The following is a 25,729-nucleotide window of genomic DNA, read 5'->3' as shown; positions in this document are numbered from 1 at the left end:
CCTTTTTCCGTCAGGCGTGGAAGATGTCGCTGGAGGTCGGCGTGGTCGGGATCGGCGGCGCTGCGCGGCTGCCGCGGTGCACGAACATCTGCTTCCATGCGGCATAGACCGCGCCGACGTACAGCGGCATCAGTACCGTGGTCAGTACCAGCTGGGCGATGAAGGCTGCGGCCAGCGGGCCGCCGATCAGCATCGCGATCTGGATCACGATCACGAACAGGATGTACATGCAGAACGCGGCGATCAGGCCGAGCACGGCGAACACGATCATCGCGCCGATGTTCTCGATGCAGCCCTGCAGGCTCAGGCGCAGCGCGTGCATGCCGCTCTGCTTGTCGAACACCACCAGCGCCGGCTGGGTGAACATCGCCAGCGACAGCGCGACCGCACTCAGGAACACCAGCAGCATCCACAGCGCGATGCGCTTGGCCGGCAGGTTGGCGACCAGTGCGGCGGCATCGTCCGGCTTGATCTGCTGACCACTGCGGCTGATTTCTTCCATCTTGGTCATGACCTCGCTGAAGGCGGTGAAGCCTTCGCGGCCGATCATCATGAACAGCAGCGCGCCCAGCAGCAGCACCGCCAGCACCTGGATCGCCAGCGGCACCAGCAGGTGGCTGACGCGGTGGTCGCGGATCGGCTGCAGCAGGTGCGAGGCCAGGCCCGGTCGGCCTTCGTCGATCTCGCCCACGGCATACAGCATGCCGCCGAACATGATCGGCGAAATGGCCAGGGTCATCAGCTGCACGGCCATGCCGGCGGCGCCGGGAATCAGCGTCGACAACAGGGTCACCACCCAGCTCACCAGCAGCCAGGTCAGGCCGATCCGGGCCAGCTGCAGCGGCGCACGCCGGTACAGGGAGAACGTATCCAGCAACCACTGGGCGCCCGCCGAAGCCGGCAGCTTGCGAATCTCTTTCATGGACATCCGGGAGGGACAGGAGGGGGCCGGGCGGCTGCCCGTGGCGCCGATTATCCCTGTTTTGCCGCCGGCTGGGCTGAAGACAGCCGCGCCTGGCGGACGAAGCGGCGCAACAGCTGGCGGGCCAGCGGTGCGGCGCTGACCGCGCGTTCGATGCTGCGGGCGCAACCGCCGTGGCGGCCGATGCAGTCGGCGCGGGCGCGCACGTAGCCGCGCATGTGGTGGGTGGCGAATTCCGGATGGAACTGCACGCCCCATGCCTGGCGCGCCCAGCGGAAGGCGTGGCAGCCGTCCAGCGGCGAGCGCGCCAGCACTTCGGCACCGTCCGGTGCGCGCAGCACGGTCTGAAGGTGGGTGGCGTGGGCGGCGAAATGCTGTGGCAACCCCTGGAACAGCGGGTCCTGCGCGGCCTGCGGCTGCAGTTCCAGCTCGATCGTGCCGGACTCGCGGCCGGCCGGGTTGTAGGCCACTTCACCTCCCAGCGCGTGCGCCAGCAGCTGGTGGCCGTAGCAGATGCCGAACACCGGCAGGTCGTCGTGGGCGGTCTCGCGCAGCCATGCCGCGCTGCGCTCGCTCCACTCGGCATGGTCGGTGACGAAGGCGGCCGAGCCGGTCACCAGCACGCCGGCGAAGCCGTGCGGATCGGGCAGGGCGCCACCGTGTTCGACATCGACCACCACCGTCTGGTGTTCTTCCAGCCCGGCGGCGACGCGGATCCAGTGCGGGAAACGCCCGTAGCGGCGCAGTGACGGCACCGGGCGGCCGGTTTCAAGGATCAGGAACGGAGCTGGGTTCATCCGGGGGCGGCAGCACTGACAGGACTTCCTCGATTGTAGTCAGCCCCTGCGCCACCTTTTCAAGCCCGGCCTGGCGCAGGGTTCGCAGCCCTTCAGCCCGCGCGGCACGGCTGAAACCGGCCAGGTCCATGTCGGCGCGGATCTGCCCGCGCAGCCGCGAGCCCAATGGCAGCAGTTCATACAGGCCGATGCGGCCGAGGAATCCGGTGCGCCGGCACTCCAGGCAACCGACCGGCCGACAGGGCGTGGCGGCATCTGGATATGCAGCATGGCTATCAGCCAGCACCGCCCAGTCGGCGGCGCCGAGGCTGTGCGGCTGCTTGCAGTGCGGGCACAGGGTACGCACCAGGCGTTGGGCGAGGATGCCGTTGAGGGTGCTGGCCAGCAGGTAATGCGGCACGCCCAGGTCGAGCAGGCGGGTGACCGCCGAGGGCGCATCGTTGGTGTGCAGGGTGGACAGTACCAGGTGGCCGGTCAGTGAGGCCTGCACCGCCATCTGCGCGGTTTCCAGGTCGCGGATCTCGCCGATCATGATGATGTCCGGGTCCTGTCGCAGCAGGGTGCGCACGCCGCTGGCGAAGTCCAGGTCGATGTTGGTCTGCACCTGCATCTGGTTGAACTCGGGCGCGATCATCTCGATCGGGTCTTCCACCGTGCACACGTTCACGTCCGGCGTGGCCAGCCGCTTCAGCGTGGAATACAGGGTGGTGGTCTTGCCCGAGCCGGTCGGGCCGGTGACCAGCACGATGCCGTGCGGGCGCTCGACCAGTGCATTCCAGCCGGCGGCCTCCTGCGGGCTGAAACCGAGCTGGTCGATGCTCTTGAACGCGGCATCCGGGTCGAAGATGCGCATCACGCACTTCTCGCCGAAGGCGGTGGGCATGGTCGACAGGCGCATCTCGACTTCGCGGCCACCCGGCGAGCGGGTCTTGATGCGGCCGTCCTGCGGGCGCCGGCGCTCGGCCAGGTCCATGCGGCCCAGCACCTTGATGCGGCTGACCACGGCGGTCATCACTGCCGGTGGCACTTCGAACACCTTGTGCAGCACGCCGTCGATGCGGAAGCGCATGCGTCCCATCTCGCGGCGCGGCTCCAGGTGGATGTCCGAGGCGCGCTGTTCGTAGGCGTACTGCAGCAGCCAGTCGACGATGTGCACGATGTGCTGGTCGTCGGCATTGACGTCGCCGGTACGGCCCAGCTCGACCAGCTGTTCGAAGCTGGGCAGGGTGGTGCTGGCTTCGCCGCGCGCATCACTGCGGGCGCCACGCACCGAACGGGTTACCCCGTAGAACTCCATGGTGTAGCGGTGCAGGTCCAGCGGGTTGACCACCGCCAGCTCGATGCGGCGCCGGGTCAGGTGCTGCAGGTCGCGGCGCCATTCCTGCACCAGCGGCTCGCTGGTGGCCACCAGCACGCGCTCGGCATCCACCGCCAGCGGCAGGAAGCGATGGCGGCGGGCATAGGCATGCGACACCAGCGCAGTGACCGCGGCGACGTCGACCCGGGTCGGGTCGATGCGCAGGTAGCGGCAGCCGGTACGCTGCGCCAGCCATTCGCTGAGGCGTTCCAGGGTCAGTTCGCCGCCGCCGTTGGCCGCCAGCTTGAGGTTGGACAGCAGCACCAGCGGATGCACTTCGCTGGCGTTGCGCGCGCCCTGCGCGGAGAACCGCATGCGCTCGCGGTCCTGCTCGGCCACCAGGCCATCGGCGACCAGCGCCGCGGCGATCTGCTCGAAATGCAGGCGGCCCCAGGGCAGCGGAACGCCGCCCGCCTCGCCGGGCGTGCCCACCGGCAGCCGATGTTCCATCTGCCTGCTCCTCCCGGGTACGGAATGCCCCGCAGGTCGGCCGTTATACTAGCGCACCCCCCTTGCCGGCCAAGAATCGTCCGCATGTCCGCGACCCCGACCGTTCCGATCACCTTCCAGGGCCTGATCCAGACCCTGAACCAGTTCTGGGCCCAGCAGGGCTGCGTGCTCATCCAGCCGCTCGACCTGGAGGTGGGCGCCGGTACCTTCCATCCGGCCACCTTCCTGCGTGCGATCGGTCCGGAAGGCTGGAACGCGGCCTACGTGCAGCCCTCGCGCCGCCCGACCGACGGCCGCTACGGCGAGAACCCGAACCGCCTGCAGCGCTACTACCAGTACCAGGTGGCGATGAAGCCGGCGCCGGACAACATCCAGCAGCTGTACCTGGATTCGCTGAAGGCACTGGGCATCGACCCGCTGGTGCACGACCTGCGCTTCGTCGAGGACAACTGGGAATCGCCGACGCTGGGTGCCTGGGGCCTGGGCTGGGAAGTCTGGCTCAATGGCATGGAGGTGACCCAGTTCACCTACTTCCAGCAGGCCGGTGGCCTCGAATGCCGACCGGTGCTGGGCGAGATCACCTATGGTCTCGAACGCCTGTGCATGTACCTGCAGAACTGCGACAACGTCTACGACCTGGTCTGGACCTATGGCCCGGACGGACAGCCGGTGACCTACGGTGACGTCTACCACCAGAACGAGGTGGAGCAGAGCACGTACAACTTCGAATACGCCGACGTGGACGAAATGTTCCACCGCTTCGACGCCTGCGAGCGTGAAGCGCAGAAGCTGGTGGAAGTGAACCTGCCGCTGCCGGCCTACGAGCAGGTGATGAAGGCCAGCCACACCTTCAACCTGCTCGATGCGCGCCGCGCGATCAGCGTGACCGAACGCCAGCGCTACATCCTGCGCGTGCGCGCGCTGGCCCAGGCGGTGGCCAAGGCGTACTACGAGCAGCGCGAGAAGCTGGGCTTCCCGGGCGCGAAGAAGGCCTGACGGCCCTCCCGCACCGACCCGCTTTTCATCAACTACCCGGGGCGCCGGACGCGTCGCGCGCTGCGCCCCCACCACAGGATTGAAACGATGAGCCAACTGTCCCCCCTGCTGATCGAACTGGGCACCGAGGAGCTGCCGGTCAAGGCGCTGCCGGGCCTGGCCCAGGCGTTCTTCGATGGCGTTGTCGACGGCCTGCGCAAGCGCGGCGTCGCACTGGAACTGGGCGACGCCCGCCCGTTGTCGACCCCGCGCCGGTTGGCCGTGCTGCTGCCGGGCGTTGGCCTGGAACAGCCGGAACAGCACAGCGAAGTGCTGGGCCCGTACCTGAACATCGCGCTGGACGCCGAAGGCCAGCCGACCAAGGCCCTGCAGGGCTTCGCCGCCAAGGCCGGGATCGACTGGACCGCGCTGGAGAAGACCACGGACAACAAGGGCGAGCGCTTCGTGCACCGCGCGGTGACCCCGGGCGCGCGCACCGCCAGCCTGCTGCCGGAGATCCTGCGCGAGGCGATCGCGGCGATGCCGATTCCCAAGCCGATGCGCTGGGGCGACCACGCCTGGGGCTTTGCGCGCCCGGCGCACTGGCTGGTGCTGCTGCACGGTGGCAACGTGGTCGAGGCCGAACTGTTCGGCCTGCAGGCTGGCCGTGTCAGCCGTGGCCATCGTTTCCACCACGACCAGGCCGTGTCGCTGGCACAGCCGCAGGATTACGTGGAAGCCCTGCGCGCCGCGTTCGTGCTGGTCGACCCGGGCGAGCGCCGCGCGCGCATCGTCGCCGAGGTCGAAGCCGCTGCGGCCAAGGCCGGCGGCAGCGCCCGCATCACCGAGGACAACCTGGAGCAGGTGGTGAACCTGGTCGAGTGGCCGTCGGCGGTGCTGTGCAGCTTCGAGCGCGCGTTCCTGGCGGTGCCGCAGGAAGCGCTGATCGAGACGATGGAGATCAACCAGAAGTTCTTCCCGGTGCTGGATGACAGCGGCACGCTGACCGAGAAGTTCATCGGCATCGCCAACATCGAATCGAAGGACGTGGCCGAAGTGGCCAAGGGCTACGAGCGCGTGATCCGCCCGCGCTTCGCCGATGCCAAGTTCTTCTTCGACGAAGACCTGAAGCAGGGCCTGGCGTCGATGGGCGAGGGCCTGAAGACGGTGACCTACCAGGCCAAGCTGGGCAGCGTGGCCGACAAGGTCGCCCGCGTGGCCGCCCTGGCCGAGGTGATCGCGCCGCAGGTTGGCGCCGACGCTGCGCAGGCACGGCGTGCCGCCGAACTGGCGAAGAACGACCTGCAATCGCGCATGGTCAACGAATTCCCGGAACTGCAGGGCATCGCCGGCCGCCACTACGCCGTGGCCGGTGGCGAATCGGCCGAGGTCGCGCTGGCCATCGACGAGGCCTACCAGCCGCGCTTCGGTGGCGATGACATCGCGCTGTCGGCGCTGGGCAAGGTGCTGGCGATTGCTGAACGCGTGGACACGCTGGCCGGTGGTTTCGCCGCAGGCCTGAAGCCGACCGGCAACAAGGACCCGTTCGCCCTGCGTCGCAACGCGCTGGGCCTGGCCCGCACGATCATCGAGAGCGGCTTCGAGCTGGACCTGCGCGCGCTGCTGGCCAGCGCCAACGCCGGCCTGGCCGCGCGCAACGTGCAGGCCGACGTCGGCGAGCTGTACGACTTCATCCTCGACCGCCTGAAGGGCTACTACGCCGACAAGGGCGTGCCGGCCACGCACTTCAACGCGGTGGCCGAGCTGAAGCCGGCCTCGCTGTATGACTTCGACCGCCGCCTGGATGCGATCGGCACCTTCGCCGCGCTGCCGGAAGCCGAGGCATTGGCTGCGGCCAACAAGCGCATCCGCAACATCCTGCGCAAGGCCGAGGGCGACATACCGGCCCAGATCAACACGGCGCTGCTGCAGGAAGACGCCGAGCGCGCGCTGGCTGAAGCAGTGACCGCGGCCATCGACGACACCGGCGCCAGCCTGCAGCACAAGGACTACGTGGCCGTGCTGGCCCGCCTGGCCCGGCTGCGCCCGCAGGTCGACGCCTTCTTCGATGGCGTGATGGTCAATGCCGAGGATCCGGCGCTGCGTGGCAACCGCCTGGCGCTGCTGACGATGCTGGGCGAGCGCCTGGGCAAGGTGGCGGCGATCGAGCATCTGTCGAGCTGATGCCGGTATCGGTAGTGCCGGCGGATGTCCATCGGGGTCATTGCCGGCATCGCGCACGATGCCGGCTTCCTCATTGGCAATCGCGATGATCGCCACAAAGGCGCGTATTTTGACCGCCACTTAACAACCGATCCCGAATGACGTGATGCATTTCGCATCGTCACCTCCGGTCGGTATGCTGTGCCGCATGCAGCCAAAGAAATACGCCCTGCCGCTGATGGTCCTGTCGCTGGCCGCCACTTCCGTGGCCCACGCGCGCGGCACCATCGACAAGGTGGACATCAAGGGATTGGACAAGGGCGACGACGCCGCAATCATCGAGAACATCCAGGAATCGCTGTCGCTGTACGACACGATCGGCAAGGAGCAGGGCGAGTCGCGCCTGGAGTACCTGTTGTCGCAGGCCGAGCGGCAGACCCGCCAGGCGCTGGAACCGTTCGGGTACTACAACCCGGTGATCAAGGTTGAAGCACCGCGCGAGGATGAGCACGTGCGGGTGCTGATCCATGTCGACAAGGGTGCCCCGGTGACCGTGCGTCGTGAGCACATCGACATCACCGGCCCGGCGATCTACGACCAGTACCTGCAGGACGACCTGGCCGCGTTCAAGCCGCGCAAGGGCCAGCGCTTCGAGCACACCCAGTACGAAGCCAGCAAGATCACCATCACCCGCCGCCTGGCCGAGCGTGGCTACTTCGACGCCGACTACACCCAGCGCCAGGTGCAGATCACCCGTGCCGACAACGCCGCCGACATCGACCTGACCTGGGACAGCGGCCGCCGCTACAACATGGGCCCGGTGCGCTTCCACCAGGACTACTTCGTCGACAAGCTGTTCGACCCGCTGGTGTACTGGGACCAGGGCAGCTACTACCACGAAGGCAAGCTGGACCGGCTGCGGCAATCGCTGACCAAGCTGGACTACTTCAGCGTGATCGACATCCAGCCGCGGCCGGACCAGGCTGATGAGAACGGCGACGTGCCGGTGGACGTCAACCTGACCCGCGCCAAGCGCACCATCTACACCGCCGGTCTGAGCTACGGCAGCGAGAGCGGCCCGGGTGTGCGTGGTGGCATCGAGCGGCGGTTCCTGAACAACCGCGGCCACAAGATGAACACGCAGCTGGACTACGCGCAGAAGCGCAAGAGCCTGGTGACCAGCTACCGCATCCCGGCGTTCAACTGGCTCGACGGCTGGTACACCTTCGCCGCCAGCGCGTATGACGAGCAGACCGATTACATCGACCTGCGCAACTTCAAGCTGATCGCCAGCCGCAGCGGCGAGATCAACGAGCACTGGACCGCGATCGCCTCGGTCAACGCGCTGCGCGAGCGCTGGCGCTACGCCTCCGGCACCGAATTCACCGATGCGGTCTACAACACCTCGACGCTGGTGTACCCGCAGATGGTGGCCGACTACGTCAACGTCGACGACCAGATGTTCCCGCGCAAGGGCATCAGCGGCACCGCGACGCTACGGACCGGCATCGAGGGCGTCGGTTCGGATACCAGCTTCGTGCAGGCCAATGCCGTGCTGCGCTGGTACATCCCGGTGGGCGAAAGCAACCGCCTGATCCTGCGCGGCGAGGGCGGCACCACCTGGACCAGCGACCTGGTGGCGATGCCGCCGAGCCTGCGCTACTTCGCCGGCGGCGACCGCAGCATCCGCGGCTACGCCTACCGCGAGGTCGGCCCGCGTACCCCGGCGCCGGACAAGTACGCACTGGGCGCCAAGAACCTGGTGATCGGCTCGGCCGAGTACGAGCACTACTTCAATGGCGGCCCATGGGGCGCGGCGGTGTTCGTCGATACCGGCAGCGCCTTCGACAACACCATTGATCTGCACACTGGCGTCGGCTTCGGCGTGCGCTGGAAATCGCCGGTCGGCCCGGTGCGCATCGACGTGGCGCACGGCCTGAACAACCCGGATTCGCAGTTCCAGCTGTACCTGAACATCGGAGCGGACCTGTGAGCACGCCCGCACCCACGCCGACCCCGAACACGCCGCCGCGCGTGCGCTTCTACCGCCGCCGCCGCTTCTGGGCATGGTCCGGCGCCGGCGTGATCGGGCTGGTGCTGCTGGCCCTGCTGGCGGTGTACTGGCTGCTGCAGACCGTGGCCGGCCGCGATGTGCTGCTGGCGCAGGTGGTGGCGCGGCTGCCGGTGGGCGCCAGCTTCACCTGGGAGAAGGTGGACGGCCCGGTGGCCGGTCCGCTGACCCTGTACAACGTCGACTTCCGCTATGACGACATCCATTTCCACGCCGAGCGCGCGCACCTGGAGCCGGACCTGCGCCCGTTGCTGGGCCGCAAGCTGCTGCTGGACAAGCTGGAACTGACCAACGCGACGTTGAACCTGGCCAAGAGTGACGAGCCGTTCAAGCTGCCGTCGTGGCCGGATTCGCTGCCGCAGATCGAGATGCCGCTGGCGATCCAGGCCGACGCCATCGCCATCGATGGCTTCCGCATCAGCCAGGCCAACGAGCCGGTGATCGACATCAGCCGCGTGCGCGGTGGCATCGAAATCGCCAACGGCGAATTCCAGGCGCACAAGCTGGTCGTGGACAGCGACATGGGCAATTTCACCGCCCAGGGCCGCTACATCCCGGCCAAGGACTACGACACCGACGTGACGGTCACGGCGGTGCTGCCGGCCCCGCGTGGGCGCACTGCAGCGACGGTGGGGCTGGTGGCACGCGGCGACCTCGCCCACATGGAGGTGGCGCTGGCCGGGCGTGCACCGAAGCCGCTGCACGCGATGCTGGTGTTCGACGGGCGGACCGACCCGACCTGGAACGCCAGCGTGCGCAGCGACGAACTGGATCTGTCGCTGCTGTCGCCGGCGCTGGCGAGCTCGGCGATCGCACCGTTGGCACTGGACTTCACTGCCGCTGGCAAGGGCGGCAACGCCAACCTGCATGGCAAGGTGAAGCAGGGCGACCAGGAACTGGAACTGGCACCGTCGGTGGTGTCGCTGCAGGACCAGGTGCTGAAGGTTTCGCCGTTGCTGGTGAAGGGCCTCGGCGGCGAAGCGCGGCTGGAAGGTACGGCCGATTTCAGCCAGGAAGACCAGCAGAAGCTTAATTTCTCGGTGGTCGCACGCGATCTGACCTACGTGCCGGCCGCAGACCCGAACACCGCCGGCAGCGCGCCGGTACCGGTGACGCTGAAGGAAGCGCGCTTCGGCCTGGCCGGCACGCTGAAGGCGTGGGCGGCGATCGGCCGCGCCGAGGTCGAACGCGAAAAGCAGAAGGCGCAGCTGCGCTTCGACGTGCGTGGCAATGACCAGGCCGCGTCGATCCACCAGCTGCAGGCGCAGACCCCGGGTGGCCAGCTGCAGGTGGAAGGCCAGGTCGCTTGGGCGCCACAGCTGGACTGGGACGCCAAGGCCACGCTGAAGGACTTCGACCCCGGCTATTTCGTGCCGGGCTGGAATGGCCGCCTGTCCGGCAACCTGGCCTCCAAGGGCCGCCAGCTGCCGCCGCCGGCCAATGCCGCACCGGGCACGGCCGGCACGCTGGAAGCCACGGTGGATCTGCCGTCGCTGAAGGGCATCCTGCGCCAGCGCAACCTCGACGCACAGGGCAAGTTCGCGCTGCAGGGCGATCAAGGCCAGGGCGACCTGAAGCTGTCGCTGGGCAGCAGCCGGGTCACTGCTTCGGGCAAGGTCGGTGATCGCCTCGACATCGACGCACGCTTCGAACCGCTGCAGCTGAGCGATCTGCTGCCGGGCGCCGACGGTGGCCTGCGTGGCCAGTTGCAGGTGAAGGGCCCGCGCGATGCGCCGGACATCACCGCCGACCTGATCGGCAACAACCTCAACTGGGATGGCTACGGCGCCGAGAGCGTAAGCATCAAGGGCCACCTGCCGTGGCGTGGTGACAGCGGCACGCTGGCGGTGCAGGGCCAGCAGGTCAACGCCGGCATGCTGCTGGAACGGCTGAACATCGATGCGCAGGGCAGTGTGTCCAACCTGCGGCTGGCCGCGCAGACCCGCAATGACATGGGCGCGATCGAGCTGCAGGGCAGCGTGCGCCAGCAGGGCGCGCAGTGGCGTGGCGAGCTGGCATCGCTGCGCATCGCACCGGTGAAGGGCGATGCCTGGTCGCTGCGTGCACCGGCCGCGTTCGCGATCAACGGCAGCACCTACACCCTGTCTGAAGCCTGCCTGGCCGCCGCCAACAGTGGCGCGTTGTGCGCGCAGGCGAACTGGCCGCGCGAGGGCCTGGTGGTGCGCAGTGATGCGCTGCCGCTGGCGCTGGTGCAGCCGTGGCTGCCGCCGCAGTCCGGCCGCCGCATCTACCTGCGCGGCGATGTCAGCCTGGACGCGCAGATCCGCCCGCGCGGCAACGCCTGGGAAGGCCATGTGGAAGTGCGCTCGAAGGAAGGCGGCGTGCGCCTGGGCGAGAACCGCACCACGGTGGGCGATGCATCGCGTGGCGAGCTGGTGCGCTATGACCAGTTCTCGCTGAAGCTGGACATGACCCCGGCCAGCATCAAGGGCTATCTGGGCATGGGCTTCCAGGGCAACGGCTTCGTCGATGCCAAGATGCAGACCGGCTGGGAAGCCAGCGCGCCGTTGAACGGCGAGCTCTACCTCAACATGTCGCGGCTGTACTGGCTGGAGCTGTTCTCGCCGGACATCGTGCGCCCGACCGGCCTGATCGAAGGCCACGTCAGCCTGCGCGGCACGCGTGGCCAGCCGTCGCTGGGCGGTGATGCGCAGCTGAGCAACTTCAAGGGTGAATTCCCGGCGCTGGGCCTGACCTTCGACCAGGGCAAGGGCAGTTTCGTGGCCCAGCCCGATGGCTCGGCCAGGATCACCGCGCAGGCCAATTCCGGCCAGGGCACGCTGTACGTGGATGGCGGCCTGTCGTGGTTCGGCGATGCACAGCCGCTGCAGCTGAAGATCCACGGCGACAACGTGCTGCTGTCCAACACCAGCGAACTGCGCATCGTCGCCAATCCCAACCTCGATTTCACCCTGGCCAAGGCGGCAATGGAGCTGCGTGGCACCGTGCATGTGCCCGAGGCCGATATCGACCTCGAACGCCTGGACCGCGGTACTTCGGTGTCTGAAGACGTGGTGGTGCTCGATCCGGTCGATCCGGAAGAATCGCGCACCTCGCCGCTGGACATGGACCTGGTTGTCAGCCTCGGCGACAAGGTGAAGATGACCGGCTTTGGCCTGAAGGGCGCACTGACCGGCAAGATGCAGGTCTGGGCCAAGCCTGGCCGCGAGATGACCGCCAATGGTGGCCTGGAAGTGAGCGGGCGCTACAAGGCGTATGGGCAGGACCTGACCATCACCCGTGGCAACCTGACCTGGAACTACAACGCGGTGTCCGACCCGCGCATCAACATCCGCGCCGAGCGCCGGGTCGGTGATGTCACGGCGGGCATCGACGTGACCGGGCGTGCGCAGCAGCCGCGTGCGGACGTGTGGTCCGATCCGGCGATGTCGCAGTCCGAGGCGCTGGCCTATCTGGTGCTGGGCCGCAGCCTGACCGGCGCCAGCAGCGACCAGACCCAGCAGGTCAACGCGGCCTCGGCGGCACTCTCTGCAGGCAGTGGCCTGCTGGCCTCGCAGCTGGGCGCCAAGCTGGGCCTGGACGATGCCGGCGTAAGCCAGTCGCGCGCGTTCGGGGGCTCGGTGATCGGCGTGGGCAAATACATCTCGCCCAAGCTGTACGTCGGCTACGGCGTGTCGCTGGTCGGTGCCGGTTCGGTGATCACGCTGAAGTACCTGCTGCGCCGCGGCTTCGACGTGGAAGTGGAATCGAGCACGGTGGAAAACCGCGGTTCGATCAACTGGCGGCGGGAGAAATAACGATGCGGTAGTGCCGGCCGCTGGCCGGCAACTGCACCGTTTCTCCCGACCTGCGTGGGTTGCCGGCCAGCGGCCGGCACTGCCGTGCACGTCGACCCAACCATCGGCCGTTGCCCCATCCGCCCCCAGCGGCTATGGTCCCGGGCTGTTCTGTCGTACCGGATTGCCCCATGTCACCACGCAAAGCCCTTCCCACCGCCCTGGCCTTCGGCCTGACCCTCGCCGCCGGTGCCCACGCCGATGAAGGCATGTGGATGCCGACCCAGCTGCCGGAACTGGCCAAGCCGCTGCAGGCGGCCGGTTTCAAGGGCAATCCGGCCGACCTGGCCAACGTCACCGCGCCGCCGCTGAGCGCGGTGGTGCGTGCCGGTGGCGGCACCGGCTCGTTCGTGTCCGCCGACGGCCTGCTGCTGACCAACCATCACGTGGCGATGGGCGTGATCCAGTACAACAGCTCGCCCGAGCACGACCTGATCAACGGCGGTTTCATTGCCAGGGACCGTGCCGATGAGCGCCCGGCCAACCCGGACTTCCGCGTGCTGGTCACCGTCGGCTTCGACAAGGTGACCGACCAGGTGCTGGCGCAGGCGCGCGGCAAGACCGGCCGTGCCTACTTCGATGCGGTGGATGCGGCCAGCAAGCAGATCGTGGCCGAGTGCGAGAAGGACGGCAGCGTGCGTTGTTCGGTCGCCAACATGTACTACGGCACCGACTTCTACCGCATCGCCCAGCTGGAACTGAGCGACGTGCGATTGGTCTACGCGCCGCCGCGTGCGATCGGCAACTACGGCGACGAGATCGACAACTTCATGTGGCCGCGCCACACCGGCGACTTCACCCTGCTGCGTGCCTACGTCGGCAAGGACGGCAAGCCGGCTGCCTACAGCAAGGACAACGTGCCCTACCAGGCGCCGGCACACCTGCAGATGTCGGTGGAAGGGCCGAAGGAAGGCGATTACGCGATGCTGGCCGGTTACCCGGGCATCACCTACCGCCACCGCACCGCGGCCGAATTCGCCGGCCAGATCGATACCGTGCTGCCGCGCCGCGTGTCGGTGTTCCAGCAGATGATCGACACCATCGAGGCGGCCAGCGCCAAGGATGCGCAGGCGCGTACCCGCTACGCCTCGCAGCTGCAGTCGCTGAAGAACAACCGCAAGCGCGCCGCCGGTGAGCTGGAAGGCCTGCTGCGCAGCGACGCCAAGGCGCAGCGTGCCGCCGACGAGACGGCGATGTTGGCCGCCGCCGACCGCAGGTATCAGGGCGACATCAAGGCGCTGCTGGCCAACCTGTCGCAGGGCGCGGCGGTGGGCGAGCGTGACCTGCTGCTGGACCAGATGGCCGCGCAGAGCCAGCTGCTGCGCTCGGCATTGCTGCTGGAGCGCCTGCGCATCGAGTCGGCCAAGCCCGACGCGCAGCGCGAGAGCGGCTACCAGCAGCGCGACCAGGCGATGATCGAAGGCGTGCTCAAGCAGGTCCAGCGCCGCTACGCGCCGGAGGTCGAGAAGGCGCTGCTGACCACCCTGCTGACCCGTTACCAGCAGCTGCCGGACGCGCAGCGCGTGGCCGAGTTCGACGCCGCCTTCGGCCGCACCCCGCAGCAGCTGGCCAAGGCATTGGACACCCTGTACGCCGGCACCCAGTTGGGCGATGAAGCACAGCGCCTGTCGCGCTTTGCCGCAGCGCGCGAAGGCAAGGCGCTGGCCGCCGATCCGCTGATCGCCGTGGCCGGCCCGCTGGTGGCCGCGCAGCTGCGCATCGAGAACGAGAGCAAGACCCGCGAAGGCGAGCAGCTGCGCCTGCGCCCGGCCTACATGCAGGCGCTGTTCGCCTGGCGTGCCAAGCAGGGCCGTGCGGTGTACCCGGATGCCAACCGTACCCTGCGCATCAGCTACGGCAAGGTGGAAGCATTGCATCCGCGCGATGGCGTGAGCTACTCGCCGGTGACGACCGTGGCCGGCATCGTCGAGAAGAACACCAACGCCTATCCGTTCGATGCACCCAAGCCGCTGCTGGCTGCGATCGCCAAGGGTGACTTCGGCAGCACCGCCGATCCGGCGCTGAAGACCCAGACGGTCAACTTCCTGACCAACCTGGACACCACCGGCGGCAATTCCGGCTCGCCGGTGCTCAACGCCAAGGGTGAACTGATCGGCCTGAATTTCGACAGCAACTGGGAGTCGGTCAGCGCCAGCTGGTGGTTCGACCCGCGCTACAAGCGCGCCGTGCACGTGGACATGCGCTACCTGCGCTGGCTGCTGGCCAAGGTCTACCCGGCGCCCGAGCTGCTGAAGGAAATGGGCGTGCCGGCCCAGTAAGAAGCCGGCCACGACCAATGGTCGTGGCCTGCACCGCGTAGGCCCCCACCCTGGTGGGGGTGGTTGCCCCCAACGAGCCCGTACACCCGGCCATGCCTGGCCTACACTGCGGGTTCCTCCGACGGAAACACGCGCGTGGTCTCCAGCTGGATCCTGCTGCTGGTCTCGGTTGCCTATGCCGCGCTGCTGTTCGGCGTGGCGTGGTGGGGTGACCGCCGGCCCATGTATCCCGACCGGCCGTGGCTGCGGCCGGTGGTCTACAGCCTGGCGCTGGCGGTGTACTGCTCGTCGTGGACCTTCTACGGCGCGGTCGGCACCGCCGTGCGCAACGGCATCGGCTACCTGCCGATCTACATCGGGCCCTTGCTGCTGCTGTTGTTTGGCTGGCGCATCATCGAGCGCCTGGCACTGATCGCGCGCAGCCAGAACGTGGTCTCCATCGCCGATTTCATCTCCTCGCGTTTCGGCCGCTCGCGGCGGTTGGCAGCGCTGGTGGCGATCATCGCGCTGATCGGCATCGTTCCGTACTTGGCCCTGCAGTACAAAGCGGTGGCGATGAGCCTGCAGGTACTGACCGGCAACACCGGCCCGACCGGCTTCTTCAGTGACCCGGCGTTGTACGTGGCGTTGTTGATGGCGCTGTTTGCCACCCTGTTCGGTACCCGCCAGGTCGATGCCACCGAGCATCATCACGGCATGATGCTGGCCATTGCGCTGGAGTCCGTGATCAAGCTGGTGGCCATGGTGGCGGTGGGCGTGTTCGCCTACGTCTGGCTCAGCGACCGCAACGAAGCGGTGGTGGAGTCGGTGCATACGCTGTTCACCGAGCTGCCTCCGGTGGGCTTCCTGTCGCAGACGCTGCTCAGCTTCCTCGCCATCATCTGCCTGCCGCGCCAGTTCCACGTAGCGGTTGTCGAGTGCGGGGATGTGCGCGACGTACGCCGTGCGCGCTGGATGTTCGGCGGCTACCTGGTGCTCATCTCGGCGATGGTGCTGCCGATCGCCACCGCCGGCGTCAGCCTGTTCGGCACCGGCAGTGGCGTGGCCGATGACTCGATGGTGCTGGCCCTGCCGCTGGCGGAAGGGCGCAGCGCACTGGCGTTGATTGCCTATATCGGGGGGTTCTCCGCGGCCACCGGCATGGTGATCGTGTCCTCGATCGCGCTGGCCACGATGGTCAGCAACGACCTGGTGATGCCGGTGCTGCTGCGTCGAAGTGGTGATCACCAGGAAGCGGCCGACGTGGCCTCGCGCGTGCTGTGGATCCGCCGGCTGGCGATCCTGCTGCTGGCACTGATGGCCTACAGCTACTACCGCAGCAGCAGCAACGACAGCACCCTGGCCAGCTACGGCCTGATGGCGTTCGCTGCGGTGGCGCAGTTCGCACCGGGGTTGATCGGTGGCCTGTACTGGCGTGGCGCCAGCCGCCGCGGTGTCGAGGCGGGCATGCTGCTGGGCTTCGGCACATGGTTGTACACGCTGCTGCTGCCGGCGATGACGATGGCCGGCTGGATGGATGCCGGCTGGGTGCAGAACGGCCCGTTCGACATCACCTGGTTGCGCCCGCAGCAGTTGTTCGGGATGACCGGTTGGGACCCGCTGACCCATGGCACGTTCTGGTCACTGCTGGTCAACGCGGCGACGATGATGCTGGTGTCCGCGCGCTGGCGGCCAGGCGTGGACGAGCGGCTGCGCGCCGCGCCGTTCCTCGATCCGTATGCCGAGCGCCCCTCGGTGGCCGGTGGCTGGCCCGGTCATGTGCACGTGGGCGACCTGCTGGCGCTGGCCTCGCGCGTGGTCGGTGAACGCCACGCGCGGCGCGCCTTCTTCGAACAGGCGCAGTCGCTGGGACGCGAGCTGCAGTCCTCGGCACCGGCCGACCGGCCCTGGGTGCAGTTCACCGAGCGGTTGCTGGCCGCATCGATCGGCGCGGCCTCCGCGCGCCTGCTGCTGACCAGCCTGCTGCGCGGCTCGGGCATGGACCTGGGCGAAGTGGTGGCGGTGCTGGATGAAGCCGGGCAGGAGCTGCGCTTCAATCGCGAGATTCTGTCGACCACGCTGGAGAACATCAGTGCCGGGGTCAGCGTGGTCGATCCGGACATGCGCCTGACCGCCTGGAACCGTCGTTACCAGGACATGTTCGGTTACCCCGACGGCATGCTGTACGTGGGGCGCCCGGTGGCGGATCTGATCCGCTACAACGCCGAGCGCGGCGAGCTTGGCGAGGGCGATATCGAAGTGCAGATCAACCGCCGCATCGGCTACATGCGCGCCGGTTCACCGCACGTGTTCGAGCGCACCCGCAGCGATGGCAAGGTGATCGAGATGCGCGGCCAGGCGCTGCCTGGTGGTGGCTACGTGACCAGCTACAACGACATCACCGATTACAAGCACGCGGAAAAAGCACTGCTGGAAGCCAACGAGACGCTGGAACAGCGCGTGGCCGAGCGCTCGCATGAGGCCGAGGTCGCGCAGCAGTCGAAGACCCGCTTCCTGGCGGCAATCAGCCATGACGTGCTGCAACCGCTGAATGCCGCGCGCCTGTTTGCCTCCGCGCTGCGTGACAGTGACCACGTCAGTGACGAGCAGAAGCATCTGGCCGAACGCGTGGATGCCTCGCTGCGTGCTGCCGAAGAACTGCTCGATGGCCTGCTGGATGTGTCGCGACTGGATGCCGGTGGCCTGCACCCGGTGATCGGCGAGTTCGACGTGAGCGCGCTGATGCGCGAACTGGCTGCGCAGTACACCCCGGTGGCCGCCGGCCGTGGCCTGCGCCTGGACCTGTTCGCGCGACCGGCGTGGGTACGCAGCGACCGCCGCCTGTTGCGCCGCGTGCTGCAGAACTTCCTGGCCAACGCGCTGCGCTATACCCGCCAGGGCCGCATCGTGCTGGCCGTACGCCACCGCGGCGACGAAGTGGAACTGCAGGTGTGGGATACCGGCCCCGGCATTCCCGAGCACCACATGCGGCAGATCTTCGACGAATTCCACCGTTACCAGCAGCCGTTCGACTGGGGCGAGCAGGGCCTCGGCCTGGGCCTGTCGATCTGCCAGCGCATCTCGCGCCTGCTCGATCATCGCCTCAATGCGCGCAGCCGCGTGGGCAGTGGTTCGATGTTCTCGATCATCCTGCCGCGGGTGGCACCGCTGCCCGGTTATACCGAGATGGCCTCGCCGGTACAGGCCGTGGCCGCACCGGTGCGCAGCGATTCGCTGGCCGGGCTGCGCGTGCTGTGCGTGGACAATGACGAGGAAATCCTCGACGGCATGCGCGCGCTGCTCGGCCGCTGGCAGGTGCAGGTGATCACCGCTGCGACCGTCGACCAGGCGCTGGAGAAGATCGCCGAGCGCCCGCAGGTGATGCTGGTGGACTATCACCTGCACGACCGCATGGACGGCCTGGATGCGCTGGTGGCCCTGCGCGATGCGGCGGGCTACCCACTGCCCGGCGCGCTGTTGACCGCCGACGGCCGCGATGAACTGAAGCGGATGGCGCGCGAGCGCGGCTACCGCGTGCTGACCAAACCCATCAAGCCGGCCTCGCTGCGCGCCTTCCCGGGCGCGCTGCGCGATGCGCAGTAGTGCCGGCCGCTGGCCGGCAACCGTGGCGTGAAACCATGCCAGGCAAGCCTGGCATCTACCAAAGCATGATCAGTCCGGCGGTAGAACCTTGCCTGGTAGTGCCGGCCGCTGGCCGGCAACCACGCATCTCTCGCTTTCGGCGCGCTAACCCACGCCGTGCAGGTGTTCGTACAGGATCGTCGCACCGATGATCACCAGGATCACGCCGCCGATGATCTCGGCGCGCTTGCCGACCATGCTGCCCAGCACGCGGCCGAGCATGATGCCGGCAGTGACCATGGTCAGCGTGCACAGGCCGATCACCGCAGCCATCACGCCGATATGCACGTCCATGAAGGCCAGGCCGATGCCCACCGCCATCGCGTCGATGCTGGTGGCAAAGCCGGTCAGCGCCAGTTTCCAGAAGCCGTGGTGCTGCGAAGGATCTCCTTCTTCCTCGGCACTGTCAGGGCGCAGGCCGTTGTAGATCATGTGGATGCCCAGCGCGCCGAGCAGGCCGAAGGCGATCCAGTGGTCGAAGGCTTCGACGTACTGCAGGGCGGCACGGCCGAGCAGCCAGCCGATGAGGGGCGTGATCGCCTCGATGACGCCGAAGATGATGCCGGCACGCAGTGCATCGCGGAACACCGGCTTGCGCATGGCCGCACCCTTGCCGATTGCAGCGGCGAAGGCATCGGTGGACATGGCAAAGCCGATCAGGAGGATCGAAATGGGGGACATGGGCGGCGGCTGAGGTCGGGCTAGGACGGACGCACGGCCTGCGCTCGCGCCCAACCTGACGTTGCGCGCGCGGGCCGCTGGTCTCGCCAACCATCATGGCTGTCCACGCCACGGCGCACTGGCCGAGTATGTTGACGTGGACGATTCCTGCGAAGGAATCCGGCTACTCCCCAAGGGGACGCGAAGCTTAGCACCGTGATCCGCGCGTGGCGCATTTCCAGCGAAATGCGCAGGCAGGGCTGGTTTGTATAGCGATGGCTATACCGCGAGCACAGCGGTGCGTGGTAGTGCCGGCCGCTGGCCGGCAGGTGCAACGTCAAAAGCGTGCCAAGCAAGCTTGGCACCTACCGGAGCGGTTTCATGCGTTTCGCGCGTTTCAGGGAATTGCCGGCCATCAGCACCGCCTGGGTGCGATTGGTCACGCCCAGCTTGCGCAGGATCGCAGTGACATGCGCCTTGATCGTCGCTTCGGATACGTTGAGGTCGTAGGCGATCTGCTTGTTCAAGCGGCCGGCGCCCAGCATCTGCAGCACGCGGAACTGCTGCGGGGTCAGCTCGCGCAGGCGCTGGCCCACTTCGCGTTCCTCGCTGCCGGTGGGCGGTACGTTGTGCGCTTCCGGCGGTGCCCAGGTCTCGCCATCGAGGATGGTGCCCAGTGCATGGCCGATGGTGTCCGAATCGGCCGACTTCGGAATGAAGCCGAGCGCGCCGTGGTCGAGCGCGCGGCGCATCACCGTGGCTTCTTCGCGTGCGGACACCACCACCACCGGCAGGTGCGGGTGCAGCGAGCGCATGTGCACCAGGGCGTTGAAACCCTGCGCGCCGGGCATGTTGAGATCCATCAGGACCAGGTCGGCGTCGTTGTGCTGGTCGGCCAGCGCATACAGCGCTTCCACGCTGTCGGCCTCGAACAGCTGCACGCCCGGGATGACCCGCTGCACCGCCCCACGCAGGGCTTCGCGGAACAGCGGGTGGTCATCGGCAATCAGGAGGGTGGTCATGGGTCGAGCTTATCGATCAGGAAAAGGAGCGACGTGATGGCAGGTGCAGGACGGGTCGGACACGGCCGGGTCCCTCCTCCCGGCCACGTCCCTGGCGCGTCCTGCGCCTGCAGTCACGCCATCAGCGCACCTTGCGCTCGTCCACCAGCGACGCCACCACCGACGGATCGGCCAGGGTCGAGGTGTCACCGAGCTGGTCCGGCGCGTTCTCGGCGATCTTGCGCAGGATGCGGCGCATGATCTTGCCCGAGCGGGTCTTCGGCAGGCCCGGCGCCCACTGCAGGTGGTCCGGCGTGGCGATCGGTCCGATCTCCTTGCGCACCCAGGCGACCAGTTCCTTCTGCAGTTCGTCGCTCGGTGCTTCTTCGGCTACCAGTGTCACGTAGGCGTAGATGCCCTGGCCCTTCACGTCGTGCGGGAAACCGACCACGGCCGCTTCGGCAACCTTCGGGTGCGAGACCAGCGCGCTTTCCACTTCGGCGGTGCCGATGCGGTGGCCGGACACGTTGATCACATCGTCGACGCGGCCGGTGATCCAGTAGTAGCCGTCCTCGTCGCGGCGGCAACCGTCGCCGGTGAAGTAGCTGCCCGGGTAGGTACGGAAATAGGTGTCGATGAAACGCTGGTGATCGCCGTACACCGTGCGCATCTGGCCCGGCCAGGAATCACGGATGATCAGGTTGCCCTCGGTCGGGCCGTCCTGGATCTCGCCATCGGCATTGACCAGCGCCGGCTGCACGCCGAAGAAGGGCAGGGTGGCCGACCCCGGCTTGAGGTCCATGGCGCCGGCCAGCGGCGAAATCAGGATGCCGCCGGTCTCGGTCTGCCACCAGGTATCGACGATCGGGCAGCGGCTGTCGCCGACCACTTCGTAGTACCAGCGCCAGGCTTCCGGATTGATCGGCTCGCCGACGCTGCCCAGCAGGCGCAGCGAGGCGCGCGAAGTCTTCTTCACCGGCTCCTCGCCCTCGCGCATCAACGCACGGATGGCGGTCGGGGCGGTGTAGAAGATCGACACCTTGTGCTTGTCGATCACGTTCCAGAACCGCGAGGTATCCGGATAGTTCGGCACGCCTTCGAACATCAGCGAGGTTGCGCCGTTGGCCAGCGGCCCGTACACGATGTAGCTGTGGCCGGTGACCCAGCCGACGTCGGCGGTGCACCAGTAGATGTCGTCCTCGCGCAGGTCGAACACCGCTTCATGGGTGTAGGCCGCGTACAGCAGGTAGCCACCGGTGGTGTGCAGCACGCCCTTCGGCTTGCCGGTGGAACCGGACGTGTAGAGGATGAACAGCGGGTCTTCCGCGCTCATGCGCTCGGGTTCGCAGGTGGCCGGCTGGCTGTCCACCACGTCGTGGAACCAGCGGTCGCGCGGCGCCTGCATGTCCACCGCGCCGCCGGTGTGGCGCACCACCAGCACGGTTTCCACGGTATTGGTGCCGGGCAGCTTCAGCGCGGCATCGACGTTGGCCTTCAGCGGAATCCTGCGGCCGCCGCGCAGGCCCTCGTCGGCGGTGATGATCAGCTTGCTCTGGCAGTCGCTGACGCGGTCGGCGATCGAGTTCGGCGCGAAGCCACCGAACACCACCGAGTGGATCGCACCGATGCGCGCGCAGGCCAGCATCGCCACCGCAGCGTCGACGATCATCGGCAGGTAGATGGTGACCCGGTCGCCCTTCTTGACGCCCAGGTTGCGCAGCGCGTTGCCGAGGCGGCAGGTGCGCTCGTACAGCTCGCGATAGGTCACGTGCTGGGCCGGCGCGTCGGGACCATCCGGTTCGAACAGCAGCGCGGTCTTGTCGCCGCGCGTGTCCAGCTGGCGGTCCAGGCAGTTCACGCTGGCGTTGAGTTCGCCATCCTCGAACCACTTGATGTGGAAGTCGGACAGGTCGTAGCTGACGTTCTTGATCTTCGTCGGCTTGCGCATCCATTGCAGGCGCTCGGCGGCCTTGCCCCAGAAACCATCCGGGTCGGTCACCGAAGCCTGGTACTGCTGTTCGTACGACGTCTTGTCGATGCGTGCCTTGGCGGCGAACTGCGGATCGACGGGGTAGATATCAGCCATGGCACCCTCACTTGCACGTTGACTTTGTATGTGCGGTCGCAGCATCGCGGCGACCGATTCCCCTCAGTTTGCCCCATCCACCCCCGGCCGCGTCACCACTCTGGTTAGACCATGGTCGAAAGTGAGCGCCCAGCAGGGCCGGGTTCGACCAATGGCGAATAGCCGCTGTGCGCGAACGCCCCGCAGTCTCGGCTCGACCGTGCCCCACGCGCGGCATCACCTTGCCACTTGGGAGAGAGGGCAACATGAGCCACCGTACGTTGAAAGCCGTGCGCACACCTTTGGCGGCCTGCCTGTTGGTCGCCCTGGTCGCACCGGGCATGGCGTTCGCAGAGACCGCCAAAGAGAAAGCGCTGGAAGCACGCGTTGCCGAACTGGAACGCCAGGTTCAGCTGCTGCTGTCTTCGCAGCAACAACAGCAGACCCAGATCAGCCAGACCCAGCAGGCGGTGACCGAAGTCCGCACGGTGCAGGCCGGGCAGAAGCCGGTCGCACAGGTGCCGGCCGGGAAGCAGCCGATCCAGGTCACCACCCTCACTCCGGGCGCCGCGCCGGGCACCACGGTCAAGATCGGCGGCTTCATCAAGGCCGACTTCCTGGCCACCCAGACCAGCGATGGCCAGCTGGCCGACGATGCCACCGGCCGTTCGCTGTACCTGCCGGGCCAGACCCCGGTGGAAGGCGCCGGCGGCAGCGGCAAGCGTTCGGGCACCGACCTCAACGCCCACGCCAAGTTCTCGCGCTTCAACCTGGGCATCGACAACGTGAGCGAGTCGGGCAACAAGGCCGGTGCATTCTTCGAGATGGACTTCTTCGGCAATTCGCTGGGCAACCAGACCGCTACCAACACCTATGGCGTGACCCTGCGCCACGCCTACATGTACTGGAACAACTGGCTGGCCGGCCAGACCTGGTCCAACTTCATGGACGCCGCCGCACTGCCGGAAGCGGTCGACTTCGTCGGCCCCACCGACGGCGTGATCTTCGTGCGCCAGGCCCAGGTGCGTTACACCCAGGGCGGCTTCAGCGTCGCGCTGGAAAACCCGGAAACCACCACCCTCACCGGTACCCGCAACCCGGTCACCGGCGCCTGGACCAATGCCAGTGCCAACTCCGATCGTGGCAGCCTGCCCGACCTGACCCTGCGCTATGGCTGGAAGGGCGACTGGGGCACCTTCGGTGTCGGCGGCATCGTCCGCCAGCTGAAGGTCGACAACCAGGCCACCGGCGCCAAGGCCGACAAGGTGGCCGGCGGCCTGACCCTGGGCGGCAAGTGGGTGATGGGTGACAGCGATTCGCTGCACTACCAGCTGACCGGCGGCGAAGGCATCGCCCGCTACATCGGCCTGGGCATCACCGCCGACAGCGCCTACGACGTGGCCCGCGACGAGCTCAACCCGACCGGCGTGCTTGCCGGTTATGTGGGCTGGCGCCATGCGTTCTCGCCGAAGCTGCGCACCAACCTGATCTACGCGCGCAGCGACTACGACAACGACAGCGTGCTGGGCCCGCTGGTGACCAAGAGCGTGCAGAGCGTGCGCGGCAACATCTTCTACTCACCGCTGCCCAAGGTCGATATCGGTGCCGAGCTGATGTACGGCCGTCGCGAGATCGAGAACGGCAACAAGGGTGACATCACCCGATTGCAGTTCACCACCAAATACAGCTTCTAAAAGAGTACCGACCAAGGTCGGCACCTACCGAGATGGGGTGCCGATCACGGTCGGCACCTACCGAGATTGTGTGCCGGCCAGCGGCCGGAACCTGCCAAATTGAGTGCCTACCAAGGTCGGCACCTACAGAGGGAACACGTCCCATGTCCAGCACTGCATCAAGCCCGCACAATCCAGCGGGCACCCTGACCCAGGGCCACAAGAAGGTCATCTTCGCATCGAGCCTCGGCACGGTGTTCGAGTGGTACGACTTCTTCCTGTACGGCTCGCTCGCCGCCATCATCGCCAAGCAGTTCTTCAGTGGCGTCAACGAAACCACCGGCATGATCTTCGCGCTGCTGGCATTCGCTGCCGGCTTCTTCGTGCGACCGTTCGGCGCGGCCTTCTTCGGCAGCCTCGGCGACCGCATCGGCCGCAAGTACACCTTCCTGGTCACCATCCTGATCATGGGCATCTCGACCTTCCTGGTCGGCGTGCTGCCCAACTACGCCACGATCGGCTTTGCTGCCCCGGTCATCCTGATCGTGCTGCGCCTGGCCCAGGGCCTGGCGATGGGCGGTGAGTACGGCGGTGCTGCCACCTACGTGGCCGAGCACGCGCCGGACGACAAGCGTGGCCTGTACACCAGCTTCATCCAGTGCACCGCCACGCTCGGCCTGTTCATGTCGCTGCTGATCATCCTGGCCTGCCGCTACTTCCTCGGCAACGAAGCCTTCGAAGCCTGGGGCTGGCGCATCCCGTTCCTGGTCTCGATCCTGCTGCTGGGCATCTCGGTGTGGATCCGCCTGCAGCTGAGCGAGTCGCCGCTGTTCCAGCAGATGAAGTCGGAAGGCAAGGGCTCCAAGACGCCGTTCCGTGACAGCCTGAAGGGCGGCAACCTGAAGCTGATGCTGCTGGTCCTGCTCGGCGCTGCGGCGGGCCAGGCCGTGGTCTGGTACGGCGGCCAGTTCTACGCGCTGTTCTTCCTCAGCAGCATGCTGAAGGTCGATGCCACCACCTCCTACCTGCTGATCGCCGCTGCGCTCGCGCTGGGCGTGCCGTTCTTCATCTTCTTCGGTTGGCTGTCCGACCGTATCGGCCGCAAGAAGATCATCCTGGCCGGCTGCCTGCTGGCTGCCGTCACCTACATCCCGATCTTCAAGGGCCTGACCCACTTCGCCAACCCGGCCATCGAGGAAGCCCGCAGCAGTTCGCCGGCGCTGGTGGTTGCCGATCCGGCGACCTGCTCGTTCCAGTTCGATCCGGTGGGCCTGCGCAAGTTCACCAGCTCCTGCGACGTGGCCACCGCCGCGCTGACCAAGGCCGGCGTGCCGTACGACGTGCAGCCCGCCGCCGCCGGTTCGCTGGCGATGGTGAACGTGGGCAGCGCCAGTGTCACCTCGTACGAGGCCGCCGGCCTGAGCAAGGACGAAGGCAAGGCCAAGGCCGACGCGTTCGGTGCGGAACTGAAGACCGCGCTGACCACGGCGGGCTACCCGGCCAAGGCCGATGGCGCGCGCATCAACATCGCCGGCACGATCTTCATGCTGTGGCTGCTGGTGCTGTACGTGACCATGGTCTACGGCCCGATCGCCGCCTACCTGGTCGAACTGTTCCCGACCCGCATCCGCTACACCTCGATGTCGCTGCCGTACCACATCGGCAACGGCTGGTTCGGTGGCTTCCTGCCGGCGATCTCGTTCGCGCTGGTGGCCGGTACCGGCAACCTGTACTACGGCCTGTGGTACCCGATCATCATCGCGCTGATGTCGGTGGTGGTGGGTGGCCTGTTCCTGCGTGAGACCAAGGACGTGGATATCACCAAATAACCGTTGGGTTCCATGCAGTGAAGGGAAGGCCGCGGTGCAGACCGCGGC

14 protein-coding genes and 1 riboswitch are annotated in these 25,729 nt (G+C 67.4%); of the genes, 8 read left to right on the top strand and 6 right to left on the bottom strand.

Annotated elements, in window-relative coordinates; all coding sequences use genetic code 11:
• Nucleotides 1-10: 10 nt before the first annotated feature.
• The 3 genes from O0J73_RS09890 to O0J73_RS09880 are packed head-to-tail and all read right to left on the bottom strand — an operon-like array spanning nucleotide 11 to nucleotide 3,526.
• The gene (locus O0J73_RS09890) at nucleotides 11-922 is read right to left on the bottom strand and encodes a BPSS1780 family membrane protein (protein WP_049455838.1); all 912 of its coding nucleotides are present in this window, start codon (nucleotides 920-922) and stop codon (nucleotides 11-13) included.
• Nucleotides 923-972: 50 nt separating this feature from the next.
• Entirely contained in the window at nucleotides 973-1,719 is a 747-nt protein-coding gene (locus tag O0J73_RS09885) for a glutamine amidotransferase (protein WP_308308605.1), read from the bottom strand.
• Nucleotides 1,691-3,526 carry a GspE/PulE family protein gene (locus tag O0J73_RS09880; protein WP_308308604.1) on the bottom strand — a complete coding sequence of 612 codons (1,836 nt, stop codon included), beginning with the start codon at nucleotides 3,524-3,526 and terminating at the stop codon, nucleotides 1,691-1,693. The genes O0J73_RS09885 and O0J73_RS09880 overlap by 29 nt, the downstream gene beginning before the upstream one ends.
• An 84-nt stretch (nucleotides 3,527-3,610) precedes the next feature.
• On the opposite strand from O0J73_RS09880, the gene glyQ reads away from it, so the two are divergent.
• The 6 genes from glyQ (at nucleotide 3,611) to O0J73_RS09850 (ending at nucleotide 18,414) form a co-directional block, all read left to right on the top strand.
• Nucleotides 3,611-4,522, top strand: a complete 912-nt coding sequence (gene glyQ / locus O0J73_RS09875) for a glycine--tRNA ligase subunit alpha (RefSeq protein WP_197564593.1) — start codon at nucleotides 3,611-3,613, stop codon at nucleotides 4,520-4,522.
• Nucleotides 4,523-4,609: 87 nt separating this feature from the next.
• Nucleotides 4,610-6,685 carry a glycine--tRNA ligase subunit beta gene (gene glyS / locus O0J73_RS09870; protein ID WP_308308603.1) on the top strand — a complete coding sequence of 692 codons (2,076 nt, stop codon included), beginning with the start codon at nucleotides 4,610-4,612 and terminating at the stop codon, nucleotides 6,683-6,685.
• 175 nt (nucleotides 6,686-6,860) lie between these two features.
• Nucleotides 6,861-8,657, top strand: a complete 1,797-nt coding sequence (locus O0J73_RS09865) for an autotransporter assembly complex family protein (protein WP_080357197.1) — start codon at nucleotides 6,861-6,863, stop codon at nucleotides 8,655-8,657.
• A complete protein-coding gene (locus O0J73_RS09860; RefSeq protein ID WP_308308602.1) occupies nucleotides 8,654-12,514 on the top strand; it encodes a translocation/assembly module TamB domain-containing protein in 3,861 nt (1,286 codons plus the stop codon). The genes O0J73_RS09865 and O0J73_RS09860 overlap by 4 nt, the downstream gene beginning before the upstream one ends.
• A 170-nt stretch (nucleotides 12,515-12,684) precedes the next feature.
• Nucleotides 12,685-14,832, top strand: coding sequence for a S46 family peptidase (locus tag O0J73_RS09855; protein WP_308308601.1), 2,148 nt, complete (start codon nucleotides 12,685-12,687; stop codon nucleotides 14,830-14,832).
• Nucleotides 14,833-14,967: 135 nt separating this feature from the next.
• Nucleotides 14,968-18,414: a PAS domain-containing hybrid sensor histidine kinase/response regulator gene (locus O0J73_RS09850; RefSeq protein ID WP_308308600.1), complete on the top strand. Its 3,447-nt coding sequence runs from the start codon at nucleotides 14,968-14,970 to the stop codon at nucleotides 18,412-18,414.
• Nucleotides 18,415-18,558: 144 nt separating this feature from the next.
• On the opposite strand, the gene O0J73_RS09845 is transcribed toward O0J73_RS09850, so the two are convergent.
• The 3 genes from O0J73_RS09845 to acs all read right to left on the bottom strand — a co-directional run bounded on the left by O0J73_RS09845 (nucleotide 18,559) and on the right by acs (nucleotide 22,200).
• A complete protein-coding gene (locus O0J73_RS09845) occupies nucleotides 18,559-19,134 on the bottom strand; it encodes a manganese efflux pump MntP family protein (protein WP_006477310.1) in 576 nt (191 codons plus the stop codon).
• 88 nt (nucleotides 19,135-19,222) lie between these two features.
• Nucleotides 19,223-19,312: riboswitch (yybP-ykoY riboswitch) on the bottom strand.
• Nucleotides 19,313-19,478: 166 nt separating this feature from the next.
• Nucleotides 19,479-20,135 carry a response regulator transcription factor gene (locus O0J73_RS09840; protein WP_308308599.1) on the bottom strand — a complete coding sequence of 219 codons (657 nt, stop codon included), beginning with the start codon at nucleotides 20,133-20,135 and terminating at the stop codon, nucleotides 19,479-19,481.
• Nucleotides 20,136-20,256: 121 nt separating this feature from the next.
• Nucleotides 20,257-22,200 carry an acetate--CoA ligase gene (gene acs / locus O0J73_RS09835; RefSeq protein ID WP_308308598.1) on the bottom strand — a complete coding sequence of 648 codons (1,944 nt, stop codon included), beginning with the start codon at nucleotides 22,198-22,200 and terminating at the stop codon, nucleotides 20,257-20,259.
• A gap of 245 nt (nucleotides 22,201-22,445) precedes the next feature.
• Here acs and O0J73_RS09830 point away from each other — a divergent pair, with 245 nt between their 5' ends.
• The gene (locus O0J73_RS09830) at nucleotides 22,446-23,873 is read left to right on the top strand and encodes a DcaP family trimeric outer membrane transporter (RefSeq protein WP_197563319.1); all 1,428 of its coding nucleotides are present in this window, start codon (nucleotides 22,446-22,448) and stop codon (nucleotides 23,871-23,873) included.
• A 143-nt stretch (nucleotides 23,874-24,016) separates the two neighbouring features.
• The gene (locus O0J73_RS09825; RefSeq protein WP_049455826.1) at nucleotides 24,017-25,681 is read left to right on the top strand and encodes an MFS transporter; all 1,665 of its coding nucleotides are present in this window, start codon (nucleotides 24,017-24,019) and stop codon (nucleotides 25,679-25,681) included.
• The last annotated feature ends 48 nt before the right edge of the window (nucleotides 25,682-25,729 follow it).

The organism is Stenotrophomonas sp. Sm6012 (assembly GCF_030985895.1).
GTDB lineage: Bacteria > Pseudomonadota > Gammaproteobacteria > Xanthomonadales > Xanthomonadaceae > Stenotrophomonas > Stenotrophomonas forensis.
Note: the sequence above shows the minus strand (reverse complement) of the source record. Positions and strands in the feature narration are given on the sequence as shown.